This is a genomic window from Actinosynnema sp. NPDC059797, assembly GCF_042732085.1.
Taxonomy (GTDB): Bacteria; Actinomycetota; Actinomycetes; order Mycobacteriales; family Pseudonocardiaceae; genus Actinosynnema.
In genome coordinates this window covers 11,266-31,577 of sequence record NZ_JBHWIE010000064.1, presented here as the reverse complement: position 1 = coordinate 31,577, position 20,312 = coordinate 11,266, and the positions used below count along the sequence as shown (strand labels likewise).

Here is a 20,312-nt window from a genome sequence, read left to right as displayed (position 1 = left end):
GCGTCGGGCACGCGGCGCCGGACGCCGTCGCCGCCGACGCCGTCATCCGGCGCGCCCGCGCGGTCAGCGCCCGGTGCCACCCGGAGGACGACGGCGCCGTGCACGCCCTGGCCGCCGCGCTGGGCGAACCCGAGGCGACCCGGGGCAGCACGTCCTCGCGTGGGCCACCGACGTCCGCCTGGACGTCGCGCCGGAGGACCGCGACCGCCTGCGCCGGGAGGCGGAGGTGCGCAAGCGGCAACACCTGTGGGAGCAGGAGGTCGCCGCCGAGCGCGCCGTCCGCGCCTACCTCGGGGACGAGGTGCTGACCAGCACCGGCAGCGCGGTGGTGTGGTGGTTGGCGCGCAACACCGCCGAGGTCAGGGAGACCGCGGACCTGATCGGCACCCTCGCCCGGCTGTCGGCGGCGGCGGGCGACCGCGAGGTGGACGAGGTGTTCCGGCACCTCCTGCCGGAGCACCTGCGCCGGCCGGTCGAGGCGGAGCGGTTCCGCGAGCACCCCGACGCGCCCGACGGGGCCGTCCTCGACGGCAAGCCGTTCGCCGCGGTCCGGTTCGACGTCAACGGGTCGGGTGCCAACGGGTCGGGCGCCAACGGGTCGGGTGCCAACGGGTTCGGCGTCAACGGGGGAGCGGTGCCGCACGACGACCTGCTGCCCGCGCCGGACGACCGGGCCCTGTTCGGCAGCCAACTGGCCGACCTGCTGGAGCGGCACGAGGAGCCCGAGCGCGCGCACCAGGCCCGCGACCGCTACGGCGTGCCGGACCTGAGCGCCGAGGAACCATGGCTCTTCCCGCCCGCGGACGATCCGGACGACGGGAGGCCCGACGACGGGCGACCGGACGGCGGTCAACCGCGCGACGAGCGCTGAGCGGTCCGGCGCGCCCTCGGGCTGGTGAACACCGGGGGCGCGCCGGACCACTCGCCCAGCGCCAGCAGGGTGCGGTAGCGCATCGCGCCCACCACCTCCCGGAACCGGGGCCCCCGCGACACCGGGAACACCTCGGCGGCCTCGGCGAGCCGGCCCAGGTTCGCCAGCACCGCGCCCCGGTGCGCGGCCAGCTCCTCCTCGTCGACCCACCACGCCCACGGCGGGGCCGACGGGTCGTCCGCCAACGCCACCTCCGACTCGGCCAGCGCCTCCAGCGCCGCGCGGGGGAGCCCCATCCGCGAGTACGCCCGCGCCCGCCGCAACGCGAACACGCCCCGCACGCGCGGCGACCGGGTCAGCGACGCGCCCAGCTCCGCGCAGCGCAACGCCTCCGCGAGGCGACCCACGTGGGCCCGCTGCATCGACCCGTTCAGCAGCACCAGCACCTCCAGGTCGCGGTCGCCCGCCGCCCGCGCCAGGTCCAGCGCCAACCGGTTGAGCGCGTGCGCCTCGGGTTGCCGCTCCTCCTCGAACGCGATCCACGCCGCCACCTCGGCCAGCTCCGCCAGCGCGCCCGGCGAGCCGCGCGGCGCCCGGCGCACCGCCGCCAGCGCCAGGTCGGTCAGGTCGCGGCTCGCCGGGTCGCCGTCGAGCCCGATCAGCAGACCGGTGACCGCCCGGATGCCCGCGGGCACCTCAGGACGCCCGCGACCGGCGCGGTGGCACGGCGTTCGGGGGCAGGCGGCTTGGTGGCAGGGGGCTTGGCGGCACAGGGGCCGGCGGGAGGCTCGGCGGCGCGAGCCCCGCGACAGCGGCCCCGACCTGGGCCTCCCCCACCGGTCCGAGCACCGCCCGCACGACCCCGCCCCCTCCCGCCACCACCTGTTCGATGGTGTCACGCCCCACCGGGGCGGGGCCGCCCGTAAGCGCTCACCTGCGCTCTGCTACCGTGCCGGCACGGGTTTTCCCGCTCCACGGGAGGTCAGCCGGGATTCGCGCTCGGGGCGTGCCCCGCCGCCGACCACGTGGAGAGCCGGCCTCGGTCGCACGGATTCGGGACCGTGCGCGCCGAGGCCGGCCCAGAACCCCTCACGCGTAGCGGTGGAGGTCGAACTCCTGCCCCGTCACCGATCGGCCCAGGTCGCTGCCCAGCCGCGTGAGCAGGTCCACCAGCTCCAGCCCCGCCAGCCAGTCGCGCGGCAGCGCCGCGGTGCCGTGCAGCGCGCCGAGGATGTTGCCGGTCAGCGCGGCCGTGGCGTCGCTGCCGCCGGAGTGGTTCGCCGCCGCCCGCAGCGCGTCCACGAACTGCGACCGCTTCGGGTACACCAGCACCACGTGCACGGCGATCGCCAGCGCCTCCGGCCCGGTCCAGCCGCTGCCCAGCCGGTCCACGCGCACCGACTCGAAGCCCAGCGCCCGGTGCTCCTCGGCGAACACCACGGCCCGGTTGAGCGTGTTCGCCGTGTACGGGTCGCTGCGCAGCACCCGCCCGATGACCTGGTCCACGGCCTCCCGGATCGGCCGACCGCGCACCGCGAGCAGGTGGATGAGCAGCGCGAACGCGCCGCCGGACACCCAGCCGCCGGTGCCGCCGTGGGTCAGCGCGGCGAACCGGCAGCCCAGGTCGTAGGCGATCTCCGCGCTCGGCGCGAACCCGGCGGGCGCGGTGCGCGTCACGCCGTTGCAGCCGGACGACTCGTTGTGCGGCTCCTCAGGTGAGGGCGGGCTGTCCGCGGCCAGCGCGCGCAGGCACGTCAGGCCGGGCGACCGGCTGGAGTACAGCCGCTCGTCCGAGACCAGCCCGGTCGCGCCCGCCTCCGGCGCGGCCACCTGCTGGGTCACCAGCCACCGCCGGTAGCTCTGCCAGACCACGTCGACCGGGTCCCACTCGCCGGTGGTCTGCCCGCGCACCCACGCCCGCAGGTAGCCGTCCGCGGTGAACAGCGTCAGCTGCGTGTCGTCGGTCACCAGGGCCGGTCTCGGCGGTTCGAGCACGCCCTCAGGCCCGTGGTCGCGCTGGATGTCCGCCCACCCGAGGTACTGGACCGGCGCGCCCAGGGCGTCGCCCAGCGCACCGCCCAGCAGGCAGGCCGCACCACGGTCGACCACGTTCACCGGCTCGCGCGGCACTCGCCCTCCTGGTTCGCCCGATCCCGACGGGACGGCCGGGGCCAAAACCCTAGCCGCCGCGACGGGGTGCGGTCAGATCGGCGCGGCTAGTTGAGCAAACAACAACTACCGGTAGGTATCCACGGGGTCACCCGGCGCACCTGAACCAGTGACCGCGTCGCGACGCCGACGGGCGCGGCACCACCGCGGGCGCCCGCGCCGGGGGACGGGGGCGGACCGGGGCCGCGTGAGCCAGGACGTGCAAGCCAGGGACCGTGCAAGCCAGGGACCGTGCGAGCCAGGACGGGAAGCACGAGGCGGGGGAGGGGCATGACCGACCGGAGCGGGAGCGGGCTGGAGTTCGGCGTCCTGGGACCGTTGCAGGTGATCGCGGACGGCCGGCCCCTCGTGATCGGTCGCAAGGGGATGCGCGGCCTGCTCGCCATGCTGGTCCTGGAGGCCAACCGGGTGGTGCCGATCGACGAGATCGTGGACTGCCTGTGGGCCGACGACCCGCCCGCCACGGCCCGCACCATCGTGCACGGCTACGTGTCGCGGCTGCGCCGGATGCTGGAGCAGGCCGACCCGGCCGGCTCGGCGCGGATACTGACCACCCCGCCCGGCTACCAGCTCGCGGTCGACCCGTGGCGGCTGGACTTCCACCGGGCCCGGCAGCTCGTGTCGTCCGCCAGGGGCAAGCCCGCGGCCACCCGGGCGCAACTGCTGCGCGAGTCGCTGGGGCTGTGGCGCGGGCAGGTGCTGGCCGACGTGCCCGGCAACCCGGTGACCACGGACCTGGAGGAGCTGCGGCTGGCCGCGCTGGAGGAGCGGATCGAGGCGGAGCTGGAGCTGGGCAGGCACCTGGAGCTGGTCGGCGAGGTGCGGCAGCTGGTGACCGAGCACCCGTTCCGGGAGCGCCTGGTGGGGCAGATGATGCGGGCGCTGTACCGGTCGGGGCAGCGGGCCGACGCCCTGGAGGCCTACCAGCGGTTCCACCGCCGCGTGGTCGACGAGCTGGGCATCGACCCCGGTCCCGGCCTGCGGCTGCTGCACGAGCAGGTGCTGCGCGACGACCCCGCGCTCAGCTCGGCGGGACCGGCGGAGGCGGCCACGGTGCCGCCCCGGCCCGGGGTGGTGGTGCCCTCGCAGCTGCCCGCCGCGGCCGGCGGGTTCACCGGCCGCGAGGAGGAGCTGGGCTGGCTGGACCGGTTGTGCGACGTGCGCGACCGGACGGCGACCACGATCGTCGTGGTCAACGGCGCGCCGGGCATCGGCAAGAGCGAGCTGGCCGTGACCTGGGGTCGTCGGCGGGCCGAGCAGTTCCCAGACGGGCTGCTGTTCGCCCCGCTGCACGGTTTCGCGCCCGACCGGGACCCGGTGGACCCCGCCGAGGTGCTGGCCCGCTTCCTGGTGGCGTTGGGCGTGCCGGCCGACAGCCTGCCGCGCGACCTGGACGACCGGGTCGGCCTGTACCGGTCGGTGCTGGCCAGGCGGCGGGTGCTGGTGGTGCTGGACGACGCCTACGACCCCGGGCACGTGCGGCTGCTGCTGCCGCCCGGGGCGGGGTCGGTGGTGCTGGTGACCAGCCGCAAGCGCCTGGAGTCGCTGGTGGTCAGCAACGGGGCCCGGATGCTGACGCTGGACACGCTGACCGACGAGGAGTCGGTGCGGCTGGTGGACGAGGTGGTCGGCAAGCCGTTGTCCGAGCAGGAGCCCGCGGCCGTGCGGATGCTGGCCGAGCTGTGCGGGAACCTGCCGCTGGCGTTGCGCATCGCCGCCGCGAAGCTGGTGATAAGTCCGGAGTGGACGGTCGAGGCGCTGGTGGCGCAGCTGTCCGACGACGACGCCCGGTTGCGCACGCTGGACCTGCCCGACACGGGGGTGGGGGTGGGGCGGGCGCTGGCGGTGTCCTACCGCAACCTGCCGCCCGAGCTGGCGGAGACGTTCCGCGCCGCCGGCGTGGTGCCGGGCCGCTGGGTGAGCCCGCACGCCGTGGCCGCCGTGTGCGACGTGGACCTCGGCACGGCCGCCGGGCGGCTGGCGGACCTCGCCGACGCGCACCTGGTGGTCGAGCAGTGGCGCGGCGGGTTCGTGCTGCACGACCTCGTGCGGCTCTACGCGCGGGAGGTCGTGGACGACGCCGCCTCCGACCGCGCCTTGCGCCACCTGACCGAGCACTACCTCGTCGCGTGCGACCACGCGCGGCGCCTCATCCGGCCGGTGGCCGACGGACTGGACTTCACCGGCGACTCCGCCGCGCCCCGGCCGGCCACCGCGCAGCAGGCGCTGTCCTGGTTCGACAAGGAGTGGCCCAACATCATCGCCCTGGTGCACGCCGCCGGCGAAGCGGGGCTGCACCGGCAGACCTGGCAGCTGGTGCGGCTCGTGCACACCTACTGCCTCACCAGGCTGGTCCGCCGCGAGTGGCAGGCCGTCGCCGAGTTCGGCCTGGCCTCCGCCCGGGTGGTCGGCGACCGGCGCGGCGAGGTGCTGGTGCTGCACGCCATGCAGGACATCGACAACCGCACCGGCTCGCTGCGCGGCACCCTGGAGCGCGCCGAGCTGGCCCACCGGATCGCGGTCGAGCTGGGCGAGTCCCGGTACCTGGCGATGACGCTGGACAAGCTCGCGCTGACCCTGGTCGCCGAGGGCCGCCCGGTGGAGGCCCTGGACCGCCACCGCGAGGCCGTCGAACTCGCCCGGTACGACGTGGACCCGACCGCCGAGGCCACCGTGCTCAACAACCTGGCCCAGACCGAGCAGCTGCTCGGGCAGCGCGAGACCGCCGCGCAGCACCAGTACCGGGCGATGGAGATCTACCACCGCGTCGGCGACGAGCGCGCCTACGCGGTGGCCGTGAACAACCTCGCCGAGCTGTACGCCGAACTGGGCCTGCTGCCCGAGGCCGAGGAGCACGCCCGCCAGGGCGTCGAACTGGCCCGCGGCGGATCGATGCAGTTCGAGGAGGCGTTCGGCCGCCAGGTGCTCGGCCAGGTGCTGGCGGAACGGGGCGAACGGGTGGCCGCGCAGGCCGAGCTGGCGGAGTCGTTGCGGCTCTTCGAACGCCTCGGCTCACCCCGGGCGATGTTGGTCCGAACGGCCCTTGAAGCGTTGACCTCCGGGATTTAGCCGACGTTTAGCTCCGCGGCGGGAAGTCGTGGGAAGTTTGATGGGCGCTGATCAAGCCTTCACGGCGGTCGGCGCCGGGTGGCTCTTGGAGGGGGACCAGGGGGGAAGCCACCCAACCCGTCCGGCCGGCGTTCGGGGGAGAGCGCCGGCCGGGCGGCCCACCCGCCGCTCAGTCCGAGCAGACCGGCAGCAGCTCCGGCCTCTTGGGCGCCAGGCCGTCACCCATCGACTCGCCCCGCAGCTGGCGGCCGATCCACGGCACCACGTGCTCCCGCGCCCACTTCAGGTCGTGCCGGCGCTGGGTCATCCAGTCCTCGCCCACGAGCGGCGGCCACGGGGTGCTCCAGTCCTCGGCGGTCCGGCACCCGAGCACCTCGGCCGCGCGCAGCGCCACCCGCCGGTGCCCCTCGGGCGACAGGTGCAGCCGGTCCTCCGACCAGGCGCGCCGGTCGTGCAGCACGGTCATCGACCACAGGTCCACCACCTTGCAGTGGTAGCGCTCGGCCACCGACCACAGGTGGTTGTTGTAGATGGCGACCTTGCCGCGCAACGACCGCAGCAGCGGCGTGTGCCTGGGGTCGAAGCCGGTGAAGATCAGCACCTCGCAGCCCGCCGCGCGCAGGTCGGCCACCGCGATCTCGTACACCTCGGCCACGGCGTCCGGGTCGCTGCCGGGCACCAGGATGTCGTTGCCGCCGCCGCAGAAGGTGACCAGGCGGGGTTTGAGCGACACGGCCAGCGGGATCTGCTCGTCGACGATCTCCTGGAGCATCTTGCCCCGGATCGCCAGGTTGGCGTACCGGAAGCCCTCCTGGTTCGCGGAGAGCATGGCGGCGAGCCGGTCCGCCCAGCCGACGAAACCGCCGTCCGGCGCCGGGTCGTCGAGACCCTCGGTGAAGCTGTCCCCCAGTGCGATGAAGCTGTCCAGACCCGGCATGGCTCCCTCCTCGTGCGCAGCACCCCCGTGACCGCGCAGGACAGCATGCAACGCGATGCCGGACCTACGCCAGCGTCGGTTCGCGACGCTGTTACGAAGGCGTCACCCTGCGGTGCGAACCGCTGTCGGCATGGGGTGTTTCACCACGTTCGGGACCAGGTGGTGTGGCATAGATCGCCCTCGTGGCCGCCCGCGGGGGGAGGGGCCGGCGCGAGGAGGGGGCGGCGCGGGAAGGGGGCGGCGCTGGAAGGGCCGGCGCGGGGGAGGGCCGCCGCCGTGGAAACTCCCCCGCGCCGACGTCATCAGCCGCCCGCGACCAGCGCCGCGGGCTCCCGGTAGGCGGCGCGCAGCCGCGGCTCGGCCGCCGGGTCCGCGCCCAGCGCGTCCAGCCCGAGCAGCGCGGCGCCGACCACCGGCGGCACGTCCACCACCCGCACCCGGTCGGCGGGCACGGGCAGCCGCGCCCGCACGGCGTCGACCACCGCGTCGCCCGCGCCGGTCAGCACGCCGCCGCCGAGCACCACGTCCACCGGCTCGGCCAGCAGCCCCAGCCGCGCCAGCGACACCCGCGCCAGCAGCGCGACCTCCTCCACCAGCCGGTCCACCACCGCCCGCGCCACCGCGTCACCGGCCGCCGCCACCTCGAACAGCAGCGGGCACAGCTCGTTCGGGTCGAACTCGACCTCGCCGAAGTGCAGCCGCTCCACCGCCTCCGCCAGGGTGGCCGTGCCGAAGTGCGCGACCACCGCGTCCAGCAGCGCGGTCGGCTCGCCGCGGCCGTCGTCGGCGCGCGCGGCCAGCCACAGCGCCTCGGACCCGAGGTGCGAGCCGCCGCCCCAGTCGCCGGAGATCCGGCCGAGCGCCGGGAACCGGTGCACCCGCCCGTCCGGGGCGACCGCCACGCAGTTGATGCCCGCGCCGCACACCACCGCCACCCCGATGCCGTCGGAGGTGCCCGCCCGCAGCAGCGCGAACGTGTCGTTGCCCACCACGGTCGTCGCCGACCAGCCGCGCGCCTCGATCGCCGCGCGCAGGTCCTCCTCCTCGCGGGGCAGGTCGGCGCCCGCGAGGTAGGCGGCCGTGTGGGCGGCGATCGGCTCGTCCGCCGGCAGCCCGGCGCGCCGGGCCACCTCGCGCGCCAGGCCCTCGAACACCTCCAGGCTCCGGTCGAGGCCGATGTTCTGCGGCGACGCGCCCGGTCCGCGGACCTGGGCGAGCACCCGCCCGTCCAGGTCGACCAGCGCCATCGCCGTCTTGCTGTTCCCGCCGTCCACGGCGAGCACCCGCTCCGTCACGCGCGTCCCCTCGCCCACGGCAGGAAGTCGGCGTTGCGCGCCACCAGCTCGTCGGCGAGCCGGTCGGCCACCGCGTGCTGCCCGACCAGCGGGTGCGCCAGCAGCGCGTCCGCCACCCGGTCCCGGCCGCCGCGCAGCGCCGCGTCCAGGGCCAGGTGCTCGTACGCGGTGACGTGCGCGATCAGGCCGGAGGCGGTCGGCGGCACCGGCGGCACGGGCAGCGGCTTCGCGCCGCCCCCGTCGACCACGGCGGGCACCTCGACCACCGCGTCCTCGGGCAGGAACGGCAGGGTGCCGCCGTTGCGGACGTTGACCACGTGCTGCGACGCGCCCTGCCCGCCGGTCAGCGCGTGCACCAGCTCCACCGCGGCCTCCGAGTAGTACGCGCCGCCCCGCTGGTCCAGCTGCGCGGGCTTGGTGACCACGTCGACGTCGCGGTACAGCGCCAGCAGCTCCTCCTCCACGCCCGCCACGACCTCGGCCCGCGGCGGCTCGGTCCGCTGCCGCCGCACCACCTCGTCGTGGTCGTAGAAGTACTTGAGGTAGTACGACGGCACCATGCGCAGCCGCCGCATCAGCTCCGCGGGCAGCCCGATGTGCCCGGACAGCGCCTCGGCGTGCCGGTCGAGCAGCTCCGGCAGCCGGTCCCGGCCGTGCACGAACACCCCGGTCTCCCAGGTCAGGTGGTTGAGCCCCACGTGCTCCAGGCGCACCGCGTCCGGCTCGACGCCCAGCAGCGCGGAGGTCCACCGCTGGAACGTGATCGCCACGTTGCACAGGCCGACGGCCCGGTGCCCGGCCTGGAGCAGCGCCCGCGTCACGATCCCGACGGGGTTGGTGAAGTTGACGATCCAGGCGTCCTCGCCGGCCACCGCCCGCACCCGCTCGGCGATGTCGAGCACCACCGGCACGGTCCGCAGCGCCTTGGCCAGCCCGCCCGCGCCGGTCGTCTCCTGGCCCACGCAGCCGCACGCCAGCGGGAACGTCTCGTCCGACGCGCGCGCCGCCTGGCCGCCGACGCGCAGCTGGAGCAGCACGGCCGACGCGCCGTCCAGGCCCGCGTCCAGGTCGGTGGTCGTGGTGACGCGGGCGTCGTGGCCCGCGTGCCGCAGCAGCCGCTGGGCGAACGCGCCGACCACGGCCAGGCGCTCGGCGTTCGGGTCGACCAGCGCGATCTCGTCGACCGCGAGGCTGGTCCGCCTGCCCGCGATCCCGTCGACCAGCTCGGGCGTGTAGGTGGACCCGCCCCCGACAACGGTCAGCTTCATCCTTTGACTCCGGTGAAGGTGATGCCCCGCACGAACGAGCGCTGCGCGAACGCGAACAGCACGATCGCCGGGAGCATGATCAGCAGGGTGACGGCCATCGACAGGTTCCACTCCACCTGGTGCATCCCCTTGAACGACGACAGCGCCAGCGACAGCGTCCACTGCTCGGGCACCTCGCTGGTGTAGAGCAGGGGGCCGAAGTAGTCGTTCCAGGTGTAGAGGAAGCAGAACAGCGCGGTCGCCGCGATGCCGGGGCGCGCCATCGGCGCCACGACCCGCAGCAGGGTCTGGACCTCGGAGCACCCGTCGACGCGGGCGGCGTCCACGTAGGACTGCGGGATGGTCAGCATGAACTGCCGCAGCAGGAAGATGGAGAACGCGTCGAACAGGAAGTACGGCACGACCAGCGGCCACAGCGACCCGGTCAGGCCCAGGCTCGACCACGCGTCGTACAGCGGGACGGCGGTGACCTGCGGCGGCAGCATCATCGCGGCCACGACCAGGAGGAACACGGCCTCCCGGCCGCGCCACCGCAGCTTGGCCAGGGCGTAGGCCGCCGGGATCGACGACAGCAGCATCCCCGCGGTGGCGAGCAGCGAGTACAGCAGGCTGTTGCCCAGGTACGACAGCAGCGGCGCGGTCTCGAAGACCTCCGCGAAGTTGCCCCAGTGCCACTCGCGCGGCCACAGGTCCTCGCTGAACGCCTGCTCGTCCGACATGACCGCGGTGAGCAGCACGAACACCACGGGCAGGGCGAACATCAGGCCCAGCGCCAGGCCGAGGCTGTGCACCGCGACCCACTCCAGGGCGGCGCGCCGGCGCACCGGCCGCCGGGTGGTCGCGGGCCGGGTGGTCCCGGGCGGGTGGAGCACCGCGGTCATGCGCCCTCCTCCTGGTACGAGGCCCGGCGCAGCCGCTGCACCAGCACGGCGGTGATGGCGAACGACACGACGAACAGCACGGTGGCCATGGCCGCCGCGTAGCCCATGTCGAAGTAGCGGAAGCCCTGGGTGAACAGCCACACGGGGTAGGTGAGCGTGGAGTTGCCCGGGAAGCCGAGGTCGCCGGTGCTGCCGGTGACGTTGGCCGAGCCGCTGGCCGCCGAGCCCGCCACGACGGCCTGGGTGAACAGCTGGAGCGCCAGGATCGCCGAGTTCACCACGCCGAACAGCAGCACCGGCGAGATGGCGGGCAGCGTCACGTGCCACCAGCGCCGGACCGGGCCGGCCCCGTCCAGCGCGGCGGCCTCCTGCTGGTCGCGCGGCACGTCCAGGATCGCGGCCAGGATGATGATCATCAGGTCGCCGGACACCCACAGCACCACCGCGGCGATGCCGGGCTTCGCCCACGCCGGGTCGGAGAACCACAGCGGGCCCTCCACGCCGAACCAGCCCAGCAGCGCGTCCACCGGGCCCTCGTTCGGGCGGAACAGCAGGAAGAACACCAGGGTCGCGGCGACCGGCGGCGTGAGCGACGGCAGGTAGCACAGGGTGCGCACCAGGCCGACGCCGCTGCGCAGCCGGGCGACCACCGACGCGACGCCCAGCGCGAACACCACGCGGCCCGCGGTGAGCACCACCACGAACCACAGGGTGTTGCGCACCGACGTCCAGAACAGCTCGTCGGCGAACATGTAGGAGTAGTTCGCCAGGCCCGTCCACTCGGGCGGGTTGATCAGGTCGTACCTGGTGAAGGAGAACACGACCGTGGCGACCAGCGGGTAGCCGAAGAAGAGGGCGAACCCGAGGCCGGCGGGCGCGAGGAAGCCGAGGACCGCGAGGCGGTGCCGGGTGCGCCGCGGCCGGCCCCGGGCGGGGGCGGCGCGCGACGTCCGGGTGCGCTCCAGGGTGGCCGTCATTTGCCGCTCTTGGCGATCTGCTCGTCGATCCTCTCGTCGACCTCCGCGAGGCCGGCCATCAGGTCGGGCACCGCGCCGGACTGCCAGGACGAGGCGAAGTCGCCCACGGCCTTGATGTGCGCGTTGCCGATCGGCGTGACCGGGTTGCCCCGGAGCTTGTCGGAGCGGGCCAGGTCGACGAACGTCCGGAAGTTCTCGTCCACCTCCAGGCGCGGGTCGTCGAGGGCGGCCTTCGTGGTCGGGATGTTCTTGATGCCGTTGGCCAGGCCGACGATCGCGTCCGTGTCGAAGGAGAGGTACTTGATCAGCTCCCACGCCGCGCCGGGGTTCTTCGCGCCCTTCGGGATGCCCATGATCGAACCGGTGGTGAAGCCGGTGCCGTGCAGCTCGGGCCTGCTCGTCGGGAACGGCGCGGTGCCGTAGGACAGGTCGGGCGACTGGTCGTCGAGGAACGCCGTGCGGTACTCGCCGTCCATCATCATGGCGATCTTGCGCTGGTGGAAGGCGTGGTCGGGCGAGTACTGCTGGCCGAGGCCGGCGCGGAACCGCTCCAGCTCCTCGTACCCGTAGAAGTCGACCAGCTCCTTCTGGAAGCGCAGCATCTCGGCCCACTCGGGCGTGGCGAGCGAGGACTTGCCGTCCGGGCCCGCCCAGGCCGCGCCGAAGTGCGGCGCCCAGTTCTGCGGGTTGTTGGCGTAGAACGGCATGGTGGGCAGGAAGCCCGCCACCTCGATGGAGCCGTCGGCGGCCCGCTTCGTGGTGCGCTTGGCGAAGTCGAGCAGCTCGGCGGTGCTCTTCGGCGGTGCGGTGATGCCGGCCTCGGCCAGCATCGCCTTGTTGTAGTAGAGCCCGTAGATGTCGCTGAGCAGCGGCATCGCGCAGCGGTTGCCCTTGTACTCGGTGTAGGAGCGGACCGCGTCGTGGATCTGCCCCAGGTCGACCCGGTCGCGGTCGACGTAGGGCTGGAGCGGCTGGAAGGTGCCGGACGAGCAGAACTGGCCGATGTTGTCGGTGGCCCACGACATGGCCACGTCCGGCGGGTTGCCGCCGCGGATGCCCGCGGTGATCTTGTCGTCGTCCTGGCTGCCCTCGTGCTTGATCTCGGCGTTGGGGTACTTGGCCTTGAAGCCCTCCAGGGCCTTGGTGACCTCGGCCAGCTCGCGCCCGGAGTAGTTGCTCCAGACGGTCAGGGTGAACTTCTCGTCCGCGCCGGGCGCGGCGGCCGGGCCGTCGGCGGTGGTGTTGCCGCCGGAGCCCGCCGCGCACGCGGTCAGGGACACCGCCGCGGCCACGAGCAGCGACGTCGCGCGGTGGGGCTTGCGCATGTGCTCTCCTTCGTCTCAGGGTGACGTCGGCGCGAGCCGGTGGGGTTGCCGGGTCATTCCTCCCGGTTCGCCCGGGGCGGCTCGCGGAAGGGCTCGGTCGTGGCGGCGGGCAGACCGAACACCTGTTCCCGGGCGACCGACAGCGCGGCGTGCAGGGCGCCGGAGCGCACCGGTTTGCCGGTCACCTGGGCGAGTTGGACGGTGGTGCGGGGCACCACCAGGAGGCGCAGCTCGGCGGCGACGAGGTCGGCGAGGACGGTGCCGCCCGCCTGCGCGACCTCGCCGGAGAGCAGCACCAGCTCGGGGTCGACCACGGCGACCACGTTCGCCACGCCGGTGGCGATGCGGCGGGCCAGGTCCACCAGGAACTCGCGGCCCGCGGTGCCCTCGCCGAGGGCCTTGGCCACGGCGGCGCGGCCGGTGCGGGCGGACACGCCGTGCGCGCGGGCCAGCCGGGCGATGGCGGCGCTGTCGAGCAGGTCGCCGTAGCGGCTGCCGGTGCGGTCGGTGCCGGTGTCGGCGTGCGCGTGGTCGGGCACCCGCATGGCGTCGATCTCGCCCGCGCCGCCGGTCGCGCCGCGCAGCAGCGCCCCGTTGACCACGACCGCCGCGCCGACCGCGTCCGCGGGCCACAGCAGCACGAAGTTCCGGACGTCGCGGGCGCGGCCGGCGACCATCTCCTCCAGCGCCACCAGGTTCACGTCGTTCTCGACGGTGACGCCGGTGCCGAGCACGGCCTGGAGGTCGCCGGGCAGGTCCTTGTCCTCCCAGCCGGGCATGTGCGGCGCGTAGTTCAGCCTGCCGGTGGTGGGGTCGACCGCGCCGGGACTGCCCACGACCACGTGGTGCAGGGCGGGCGTGGTGAGGTTCACCTGCGCGGCGGCCTTGGTGACCGCCGTCCGGAACGCCTCCAGCACGCCGGTGCGGGGCATGGGCGCGCGGTGCTCGGTGAGCACGGCGCCGGAGATGTCGGCGACCGCGACGTCGATCGAGTCGGGGGCGAGGTCGACGGCGGCCACGTGGGCGAGCGCGCCGTTGACCGACCACAGCTGGGCGCGCGGGCCGCGACCGCCGCCGCGCAGGCCGCTGCGCAGGACGGTGCCCTCGTGCTCCAGGCGGGTCAGCAGCTGGGCGGTGGCCGGTTTGGACAGACCGATGACGGCTTCCAGCTCGGACCTGGTGAGGGGGCCGTTGCGGAGCAGCGCCTCGATGGCGGCGCGGTCGTTGATCTCGCGCAGCAGCCTCGGGCTCCCGGCTCGCATCCCCGCTCCTGTCTGTTAACTTTCCAGACTATTTCCGGGAACCGTAGTGACCGGTGTCACCGGCGTCAACACCGAGCGCGTCACCACCGGGGGCGTCACCACCGGGGGCGTCACCAACGGGGCGTCGGGCCGGGCGGGGTTCCGCGAAGCCGCCGCGGGCGCGCCGGCGGCCGGCTAGCGTGTCGGGGCATGGCGAAGATCCACGCGGGCGCGACGCTGACCCCGGGTTTCCGCGAGTTCCTGCCGCCGTGGGTGGCGCGGCAGCCCTGGTACCGGGGCGCGGGCGTGCCGGCCCTGGCGCCGATCGGGTTCTTCCGGTTCGAGGACCCGGCGGGCGAGGTCGGGCTGGAGACCCACCTGCTGGCGGACGGGCCGGACCTGTACCACGTGCCGATGACCTACCGGGGCGCCCCGCTGGCGGGAGCCGCGCCGGACGCGCTGGTGAGCACCACCGAGCACAGCGTGCTGGGCACCCGGTGGATCTACGACGCCGAGGCCGACCCGGTGTGGCGCGACCGCGTGCTGGACCTGGTCCGCACGGGCGGGGTCGCCGACCCGGCCGGCCGGCGGGGCGTCGGACCGGCCGGGGCCCGGGGCGAGCGGCTCGGACCGGTGCCCGACGGCGCGCGGGTGGAGCCGGTGCGGCTCCCGGTGCCCGGCGCCCCCGACCCCGGCCCGGACGTCATCGGCCTGCTGGTGGGCACGTGGTGCCCCGGCGGTCCGGACGGCGGGGCCGTCAGCGGGCACCTCGCCGTGGTCCGCCGGGGACCGGTGTGATCCCCGCCCCCCGCCGGGACGGGGTCGCTACCCCGCTTAGGGTCGCCTAAGGCACCCTGGGGTCATGACCGACACGCGTCAGGACTCGCTGGCCTCGCTGCTGGGCGGTCGGGGTGGTGCGCTGGACGCCTCGCTGCCGCCGACGGCCTTCGTGCTGGGCTGGTTGCTGGCCGGGCACTCGGTCGCGGTGGGCGCGGCGGCGGCCGTGGCCTGCGGCGTGGTGGTGGGCGTGGTGCGGGTGGCGCGGGGCGCCCGGCCCCGGGCGCTGCTGGTGTCGGTGGCGCTGGTCGTGCTGGCGGCCTACGTCGCGTTGCGCACCGGCCGGCCCGAGGACTTCTTCCTGCTCCAGGTCTTCCTGAACGCGGCGTCGGCGCTGGTCTGGGCGGCGTCCGTCGTGGTCCGGTGGCCGCTGCTGGGCGTCGTCGTCGGCCTGCTGACCGGGCAGAGGTTCCGCTGGCGGCGCGACCCGGACCTGCTGCGCGCCTACCGGCTCGCGTCGTGGCCGTGGGTCGGCCAGTACCTGCTGCGGGTGGTCGTGTTCGGCGCGCTGTGGCTGGCGGGCCAGGTCGTGCTGCTGGGCGTCATGCGGGTCGCCCTGACCTGGCCCCTCCAGGTGGCGTGCGTCGCGGTGAGCTGGTGGGTGCTGCGCCGGGCCCTGCCCGACGACCACCCGGGCCTGCGCCACCCCCGCGAGCGGGACTAGGAGAACGCGGCGGTGATGATCCGGACCGCCGCGTCCGGCTGGTCGCCGCCCATGCGCAGGGTGTTCACCGAGTAGACCAGCGCGCGCTCCCCGTCCAGGGTGCCCGCCACGCCGTTGTTGTAGCCGGGCCGGTCGCCGCTCTTGCCCCACACGACCAGGCCGGGCGCGAGCTCGATCCGGGTGATGCCGAGGGCGTGCGCCGCGCCGGGTACGTCCGGCACGTCCAGCAGCTCGGCGCGCTGCGCCGGGGTCAGGAAGTCGCCGCGCAGCAGGGCGGCCAGGAACCGGTCCAGGTCGGGCGCGCTGGAGATCGCCTCGGCGGCGGCCCACTGGAGGGTCGGGTTGGCCTCGGTGACGTCCACGTGGCCGGTCGCGGTGCGCTCGTAGCCGCGGGCGTGCACGCCCCTGATGCGCGGGTCGGCGCCGGGCAGGTACGTGTCGCGCAGCCCCAGGGGCCGGATGACCTCGTCGCGCACGGCGTCCGCGTACGGCCGCCCGGTCACCGCCTCGATCACCAGCCCGGCGACCAGGTAGCCGGCGTTGCCGTACTCCTGGCGGGCGCCCGGGTCGAACCGCGGCCCGCGGGCCACGCCCAGCTCCACCACCTCCCGCGGGACGAAGGTGTCGTAGCGGTGCTCCAGGAACCAGGCAGGGTCCTTGTGCGGCAGCTCGTGCCCGGCGATGCCGTGGGTGTGGTTGAGCAGCTGCCGCACGGTGACGGGCTTGAAGTCGGGGGTGAGCAGGCCGGGCAGGTAGTGCTGCACGGTCCGGTCGAGGTCGAGCCGGCCGGAGCCGGCGAGCTTGAGCGCGGCGGCGGCGGTGAACAGCTTGGTGATGCTGCCGACCCGGAACCGGCCGTCCGGGTGCACGGGCTGCCGCGTGCCGAGCCGCGCCACGCCGCCCGAGCCGCGCCAGTGGCCCCGGCTGCCGGACACGCGCACCAGCGCGCCGCTCACCTCGTCGTCGGGCAGGGAGGACACGGCGGCGCGCAGCGCGTCCCGGTCCAGCGCCGGCACGGTCGCGGCCGACGCCGGGGGGACGAGCGCGACCGCCAGGGCGACGACCACGGGCGCCATCAGGAGTTTTCTCATGCCGGGAAGGCTGCCGCCCGGCGACGCGAAGATCATCCGGGACCGACCCGGGGATTCACCTCAGGGTGATCCCGCACGCGCGGCCGCCGGTCACGGCCCCAGCTCCACCCAGAGCGCCTCGGGCACCTCCGCGCCCGAGGTGTTCGCGCGGACCTCGGCGGCGGTGCGCATGCCCAGCAGCACCGACGCCACGGCCGGGTGCCGCAGCGGGAACCGCAGGGCCGCCAGGGGCAGCGGCACGCCGTGCCGCTCGCACGCCCGCGCGATGCCCCGCGCCCGCTCGACCAGCTCCGGCGGCGCGTCGCGGTAGTCGTAGGTGGCGTCGGCGGCCGGCGCGGCGAGCAGGCCCGAGTTGAACACGCCCGCCGCGACCACGGGGACGCCCCGCGCGGCGCACAGCTCCAGCAGCTCCAGGCCGGACCGGTCGAGCAGCGTGTAGCGGCCGGCGAGCAGCACCACGTCCAGGTCGGTCTCGCGGACGAACCGGGCGGGCATCTCCCACTGGTTCATGCCCACGCCGATCGCGCCCACGACGCCCTGGGCGCGCAGCTCGACCAGGGCGGGCACGGCCTCCGAGACGGCCTGCTCCCAGTGGTCGTCCGGGTCGTGCACGTACACCACGTCCACCCGGTCCAGCCCGAGGCGGTCCAAAGAGGACTCCAGGGAGCGGCGTACGCCGTCCGCGCTGAAGTCCCACACCCGCCGGTGGGTCGCGGGCACGGCGAAGGAGTGCGCCCGGTCGTCGCCGCCGCCGTCGTGCGGCTCCAGCACGCGACCGACCTTGGTGGACACCGCGAACCCCGCGCGCGGCCGGGTGCGCAGGAACGCGCCCAGCCGCCGTTCGGACAGCCCGAGGCCGTAGTGCGGCGCGGTGTCGAAGTACCGGATGCCCGCGTCCCAGGCGGCCTCCAGGGCGCCGGCGGCGTCCTCGTCGGACACCTCGGTGAACAGGTTGCCGATCGGGCCGCCGCCGAACCCCAGGCGGGTGAGCGCGACGCCCCTCATCGCGGGCGCAACCGCAGGCCGTGCATACCGCCGTCCACGGCGAGGACGGTACCGGTGGTGGAGCCGGACCGGGGACTGGCGAGGTGGGCGATCGCGCCCGCGACCTCCTCGGCGGTGACCAGCCTGCCGTGGGGCTGCCTGGCCTCCAGCGCGGCCCGCTCCGCGACCGGGTCGGGCGCCGCGTCGAGCAGGCGGCCCACCCAGGGGGTGTCGGCGGTGCCGGGCGCCACCGCGTTGACCCGGATGCCCTCGCGCACGTGGTCGGCGGCCATGGCCAGGGTGAGGGCGTGCACGGCGCCCTTGCTCGCCGAGTACACCGCCCGCTGCGGCAGGCCCGCCCAGGCCGCGATGGACCCCGTGTTCACGACCGCCGCCGCCGGCGACGCCCGCAGGTGGGGCAGCGCGGCGCGGGTGACCCGGGCGATGCCGAGCACGTTGACGTCCAGCACCCGCAGCCACTCGGCGTCGGGGTTCGCGGCCACGTCGCCCTGCGCCCCGACGCCCGCGTTGTTCACCAGGACGTCGAGCCGCCCGAACCGCTCGACCACCTCGGCGACCGCGGCGCGCACCGACCCGTCGTCGGCGACGTCCGCGCGGATGCCGTGCACGGGCGGGTCCACCTCCGGGTGCAGGTCCAGGGCGACGGCGGTCGCGCCCCGGTCCGCGAGCAGCCGGGCGGTCGCCAGGCCGATGCCGGACGCGCCGCCGGTCACCACCGCCACGAGGCCCTCGAAATCGCTCACCGCGCCTCCAGGTTCGTCCACACCGGACCGTCCGGGTAGCGGAATTCGGCCAGGGACCGCTCCTTCACGCGCGCCGAGAAGCCGGGTTCGGTCGGCGCGCGGTACCGGCCGCCCCGGACCTCGGCCGGGTCGGTGAAGTGCTCGTGCAGGTGGTCCACCCACTCGACGGCCCGGCCCTCGGTGGTGCCGGACACCGCGACGAAGTCGAACATCGCCAGGTGCCGCACCAGCTCGCACAGGCCGACGCCGCCCGCGTGCGGGCACACCGGCACGCCGAACTTGGCCGCCGGCAGCAGGATCGCCACGTTCTCGTTGACGCCGCCGACCCGGCACGCGTCGATCTGCACCACGTCGACCGCGTCGGCCTGGAGCAGCTGCTTGAAGACCACCCGGTTCGGCACGTGCTCGCCGGTCGCGACCTTGACCGGCCGCACGGCCCGCGCGATGGCCCGGTGGGCGAGCACGTCGTCGGGCGAGGTGGGCTCCTCGACCCGGTACGGGTCGAACGGGGCCAGCTCGCGCACCCGCGCCACGGCGGTGCCCACGTCCCAGCGCTGGTTGGCGTCCACCGCGACGCGCACGTCCGGGCCGACGACCTCGCGGACCAGCCGCAGCCGGCGCACGTCGTCGGCCGGCGGGCCGCCGACCTTGACCTTGACCATGTCGAAGCCGTCGGCCACCGCGCGCCGGGCCGGCTCGGCCAGCTCGTCGTCGGAGTGACCGAGCCGGCCGGGCGAGGTCGTGTAGGCGGGGTAGCCGTCCCGGACCAGGGCGGCCAGGTCCTGCGCCGTCTCCGGCACGGCCCGGCCGACGACGAGCGGCGCGAGCGCCCGGATCGCGGCGGCCTGCACGTCGTTGCCCCGGCCGATGGTGAACACCAGGCCGTGGCCGTCCGGGCCGCGGTCGGCGCGCAGCACCACGTACGCGGCCGAGTGGTCGGGGTCGGGGTTCATCGCGTCCGAACCGGCCGACCCGCGCGAGGTCGGGAACCTGACGTCCAGCACGTCGAGGCCGACGACCCGGGCCATCACGCCTGCCCGAACGTCTGCCGCTGCGCGCCCAGCCCGTCGATCTCCAGCTCCACCACGTCGCCCGCGCGCAGGTAGGGCTTGGGCTCGGGGTGGCCCAGCGCCACGCCGGCGGGCGTGCCGGTGTTGACCAGGTCGCCCGGCCGCAGCACGAGGAACCAGCTCAGGTAGCGGACCAGCTCGGCCACCGGGAAGATCATGTTCTTGGTCGACGAGTCCTGGCGCGGCGTGCCGTTGACGCGCAGCCGCAGGCCCAGCGCCTGGGGGTCGTCCACCTCGTCGGCGGGCACCAGCCAGGGCCCGAGCGGGTTGAACGTCTCGCAGTTCTTGCCCTTGTCCCACTGCCCGCCGCGCTCGATCTGGAACTCCCGCTCGGACACGTCGTGGGAGATGGTGTACCCGGCGACGCAGGCCAACGCCTCCTCGGTCGACTCCAGGTACCGGGCGGTGCGGCCGATGACCACGCCCAGCTCGACCTCCCAGTCGGTCTTGGCGGAGCGGCGCGGGATCAGCACCTCGTCGTGGGGTCCCACGATCGTGTCGGGCGTCTTGAGGAACACGACCGGCTCGGCCGGGACCGGCGCGCCGGTCTCCTCGGCGTGGTCCCGGTAGTTCAGGCCGATGCAGACGATCTTGCCCACGTTCGCGACCGGCGGTCCGACGCGCACCCCCTCCGCCACGATCGGCTGGAGTTCGCGACCCGCCAGCGCGGCGCGCACGCGCGCGATGCCGTCATCCGCTAGGAAGTCGCCCGTCACGTCGGCCGTCAACGGGGTCAGGTCGTACGTGGCGCCGTCGTCGGCCCGGACGGCGGGGCGTTCGGAACCGGCCGGTCCCAGACGCAGCAGCTGCACGGCAGACCTCCTCGAAGTCGGTCGACACATCGGATGTATAGCGCTTGCGCGCGGTCG

The 20,312-nt window shown here is 75.0% G+C and carries 20 protein-coding genes; 5 read left to right on the top strand and 15 right to left on the bottom strand.

The genetic code is table 11. From position 1 onward, the window contains the following. The coding region (locus ACFV4N_RS17945; protein ID WP_499673657.1) for a hypothetical protein at nucleotides 1–244 on the bottom strand (244 nt) is incomplete at its 3' end. On the opposite strand from ACFV4N_RS17945, the gene ACFV4N_RS17940 reads away from it, so the two are divergent. Beyond that, nucleotides 227–871 (top strand): hypothetical protein, encoded by a 645-nt coding sequence (locus ACFV4N_RS17940; protein WP_499673656.1) that lies wholly within the window; start codon nucleotides 227–229, stop codon nucleotides 869–871. The genes ACFV4N_RS17945 and ACFV4N_RS17940 overlap by 18 nt on opposite strands. On the opposite strand, the gene ACFV4N_RS17935 is transcribed toward ACFV4N_RS17940, so the two are convergent. Further along, nucleotides 850–1,566, bottom strand: a complete 717-nt coding sequence (locus ACFV4N_RS17935; RefSeq protein ID WP_499673655.1) for an NsdA family TPR-like regulatory protein — start codon at nucleotides 1,564–1,566, stop codon at nucleotides 850–852. The genes ACFV4N_RS17940 and ACFV4N_RS17935 overlap by 22 nt on opposite strands. A 394-nt stretch (nucleotides 1,567–1,960) precedes the next feature. Continuing rightward, nucleotides 1,961–3,001, bottom strand: a complete 1,041-nt coding sequence (locus ACFV4N_RS17930) for an ADP-ribosylglycohydrolase family protein (protein WP_499673654.1) — start codon at nucleotides 2,999–3,001, stop codon at nucleotides 1,961–1,963. A gap of 309 nt (nucleotides 3,002–3,310) precedes the next feature. Here ACFV4N_RS17930 and ACFV4N_RS17925 point away from each other — a divergent pair, with 309 nt between their 5' ends. Further along, a complete protein-coding gene (locus tag ACFV4N_RS17925; RefSeq protein ID WP_499673653.1) occupies nucleotides 3,311–6,109 on the top strand; it encodes an AfsR/SARP family transcriptional regulator in 2,799 nt (932 codons plus the stop codon). Nucleotides 6,110–6,278: 169 nt separating this feature from the next. Here ACFV4N_RS17925 and ACFV4N_RS17920 read toward each other — a convergent pair whose 3' ends face one another. The 7 genes from ACFV4N_RS17920 to ACFV4N_RS17890 form a co-directional block, all read right to left on the bottom strand. Then, nucleotides 6,279–7,046, bottom strand: a complete 768-nt coding sequence (locus ACFV4N_RS17920) for an SGNH/GDSL hydrolase family protein (RefSeq protein WP_499673652.1) — start codon at nucleotides 7,044–7,046, stop codon at nucleotides 6,279–6,281. Nucleotides 7,047–7,348: 302 nt separating this feature from the next. Beyond that, nucleotides 7,349–8,341 carry an N-acetylglucosamine kinase gene (locus tag ACFV4N_RS17915; protein ID WP_499673651.1) on the bottom strand — a complete coding sequence of 331 codons (993 nt, stop codon included), beginning with the start codon at nucleotides 8,339–8,341 and terminating at the stop codon, nucleotides 7,349–7,351. After that, nucleotides 8,338–9,609: a 6-phospho-beta-glucosidase gene (locus ACFV4N_RS17910; protein WP_499673650.1), complete on the bottom strand. Its 1,272-nt coding sequence runs from the start codon at nucleotides 9,607–9,609 to the stop codon at nucleotides 8,338–8,340. Before ACFV4N_RS17910 ends, ACFV4N_RS17915 begins: the two co-directional genes overlap by 4 nt. Then, nucleotides 9,606–10,490 carry a carbohydrate ABC transporter permease gene (locus tag ACFV4N_RS17905; RefSeq protein ID WP_499673649.1) on the bottom strand — a complete coding sequence of 295 codons (885 nt, stop codon included), beginning with the start codon at nucleotides 10,488–10,490 and terminating at the stop codon, nucleotides 9,606–9,608. The genes ACFV4N_RS17910 and ACFV4N_RS17905 overlap by 4 nt, the downstream gene beginning before the upstream one ends. After that, entirely contained in the window at nucleotides 10,487–11,467 is a 981-nt protein-coding gene (locus ACFV4N_RS17900; RefSeq protein WP_499673648.1) for a carbohydrate ABC transporter permease, read from the bottom strand. The genes ACFV4N_RS17905 and ACFV4N_RS17900 overlap by 4 nt, the downstream gene beginning before the upstream one ends. Further along, on the bottom strand, nucleotides 11,464–12,792 hold the full coding sequence (locus ACFV4N_RS17895; RefSeq protein ID WP_499673647.1) for an extracellular solute-binding protein: 1,329 nt from the start codon (nucleotides 12,790–12,792) through the stop codon (nucleotides 11,464–11,466). Before ACFV4N_RS17895 ends, ACFV4N_RS17900 begins: the two co-directional genes overlap by 4 nt. Nucleotides 12,793–12,845: 53 nt before the next feature. Next, entirely contained in the window at nucleotides 12,846–14,054 is a 1,209-nt protein-coding gene (locus ACFV4N_RS17890) for an ROK family transcriptional regulator (protein ID WP_499673646.1), read from the bottom strand. Nucleotides 14,055–14,100: 46 nt separating this feature from the next. Here ACFV4N_RS17890 and ACFV4N_RS17885 point away from each other — a divergent pair, with 46 nt between their 5' ends. The 3 genes from ACFV4N_RS17885 to ACFV4N_RS17875 all read left to right on the top strand — a co-directional run bounded on the left by ACFV4N_RS17885 (nucleotide 14,101) and on the right by ACFV4N_RS17875 (nucleotide 15,534). Then, complete coding sequence (locus ACFV4N_RS17885; RefSeq protein WP_499673645.1) at nucleotides 14,101–14,232, top strand: hypothetical protein; 132 nt, start codon at nucleotides 14,101–14,103, stop codon at nucleotides 14,230–14,232. Between the two features lie 11 nt (nucleotides 14,233–14,243). After that, nucleotides 14,244–14,831, top strand: a complete 588-nt coding sequence (locus tag ACFV4N_RS17880) for a maltokinase N-terminal cap-like domain-containing protein (protein WP_499673644.1) — start codon at nucleotides 14,244–14,246, stop codon at nucleotides 14,829–14,831. Between the two features lie 64 nt (nucleotides 14,832–14,895). Further along, nucleotides 14,896–15,534 (top strand): DUF3159 domain-containing protein, encoded by a 639-nt coding sequence (locus ACFV4N_RS17875; protein WP_499673643.1) that lies wholly within the window; start codon nucleotides 14,896–14,898, stop codon nucleotides 15,532–15,534. Here the strand turns inward: ACFV4N_RS17875 and ACFV4N_RS17870 are convergent. The 5 genes from ACFV4N_RS17870 to ACFV4N_RS17850 all read right to left on the bottom strand — a co-directional run bounded on the left by ACFV4N_RS17870 (nucleotide 15,531) and on the right by ACFV4N_RS17850 (nucleotide 20,255). Then, nucleotides 15,531–16,625 carry a serine hydrolase domain-containing protein gene (locus ACFV4N_RS17870; protein WP_499673642.1) on the bottom strand — a complete coding sequence of 365 codons (1,095 nt, stop codon included), beginning with the start codon at nucleotides 16,623–16,625 and terminating at the stop codon, nucleotides 15,531–15,533. The genes ACFV4N_RS17875 and ACFV4N_RS17870 overlap by 4 nt on opposite strands. Nucleotides 16,626–16,715: 90 nt before the next feature. Next, complete coding sequence (locus ACFV4N_RS17865) at nucleotides 16,716–17,630, bottom strand: aldo/keto reductase (protein WP_499673641.1); 915 nt, start codon at nucleotides 17,628–17,630, stop codon at nucleotides 16,716–16,718. After that, the gene (locus tag ACFV4N_RS17860; protein WP_499673640.1) at nucleotides 17,627–18,373 is read right to left on the bottom strand and encodes an SDR family NAD(P)-dependent oxidoreductase; all 747 of its coding nucleotides are present in this window, start codon (nucleotides 18,371–18,373) and stop codon (nucleotides 17,627–17,629) included. The genes ACFV4N_RS17865 and ACFV4N_RS17860 overlap by 4 nt, the downstream gene beginning before the upstream one ends. After that, nucleotides 18,370–19,401: an enolase C-terminal domain-like protein gene (locus ACFV4N_RS17855; RefSeq protein ID WP_499673639.1), complete on the bottom strand. Its 1,032-nt coding sequence runs from the start codon at nucleotides 19,399–19,401 to the stop codon at nucleotides 18,370–18,372. The genes ACFV4N_RS17860 and ACFV4N_RS17855 overlap by 4 nt, the downstream gene beginning before the upstream one ends. After that, nucleotides 19,401–20,255 carry a fumarylacetoacetate hydrolase family protein gene (locus ACFV4N_RS17850; RefSeq protein ID WP_499673638.1) on the bottom strand — a complete coding sequence of 285 codons (855 nt, stop codon included), beginning with the start codon at nucleotides 20,253–20,255 and terminating at the stop codon, nucleotides 19,401–19,403. The genes ACFV4N_RS17855 and ACFV4N_RS17850 overlap by 1 nt, the downstream gene beginning before the upstream one ends. Nucleotides 20,256–20,312: the final 57 nt, after the last annotated feature.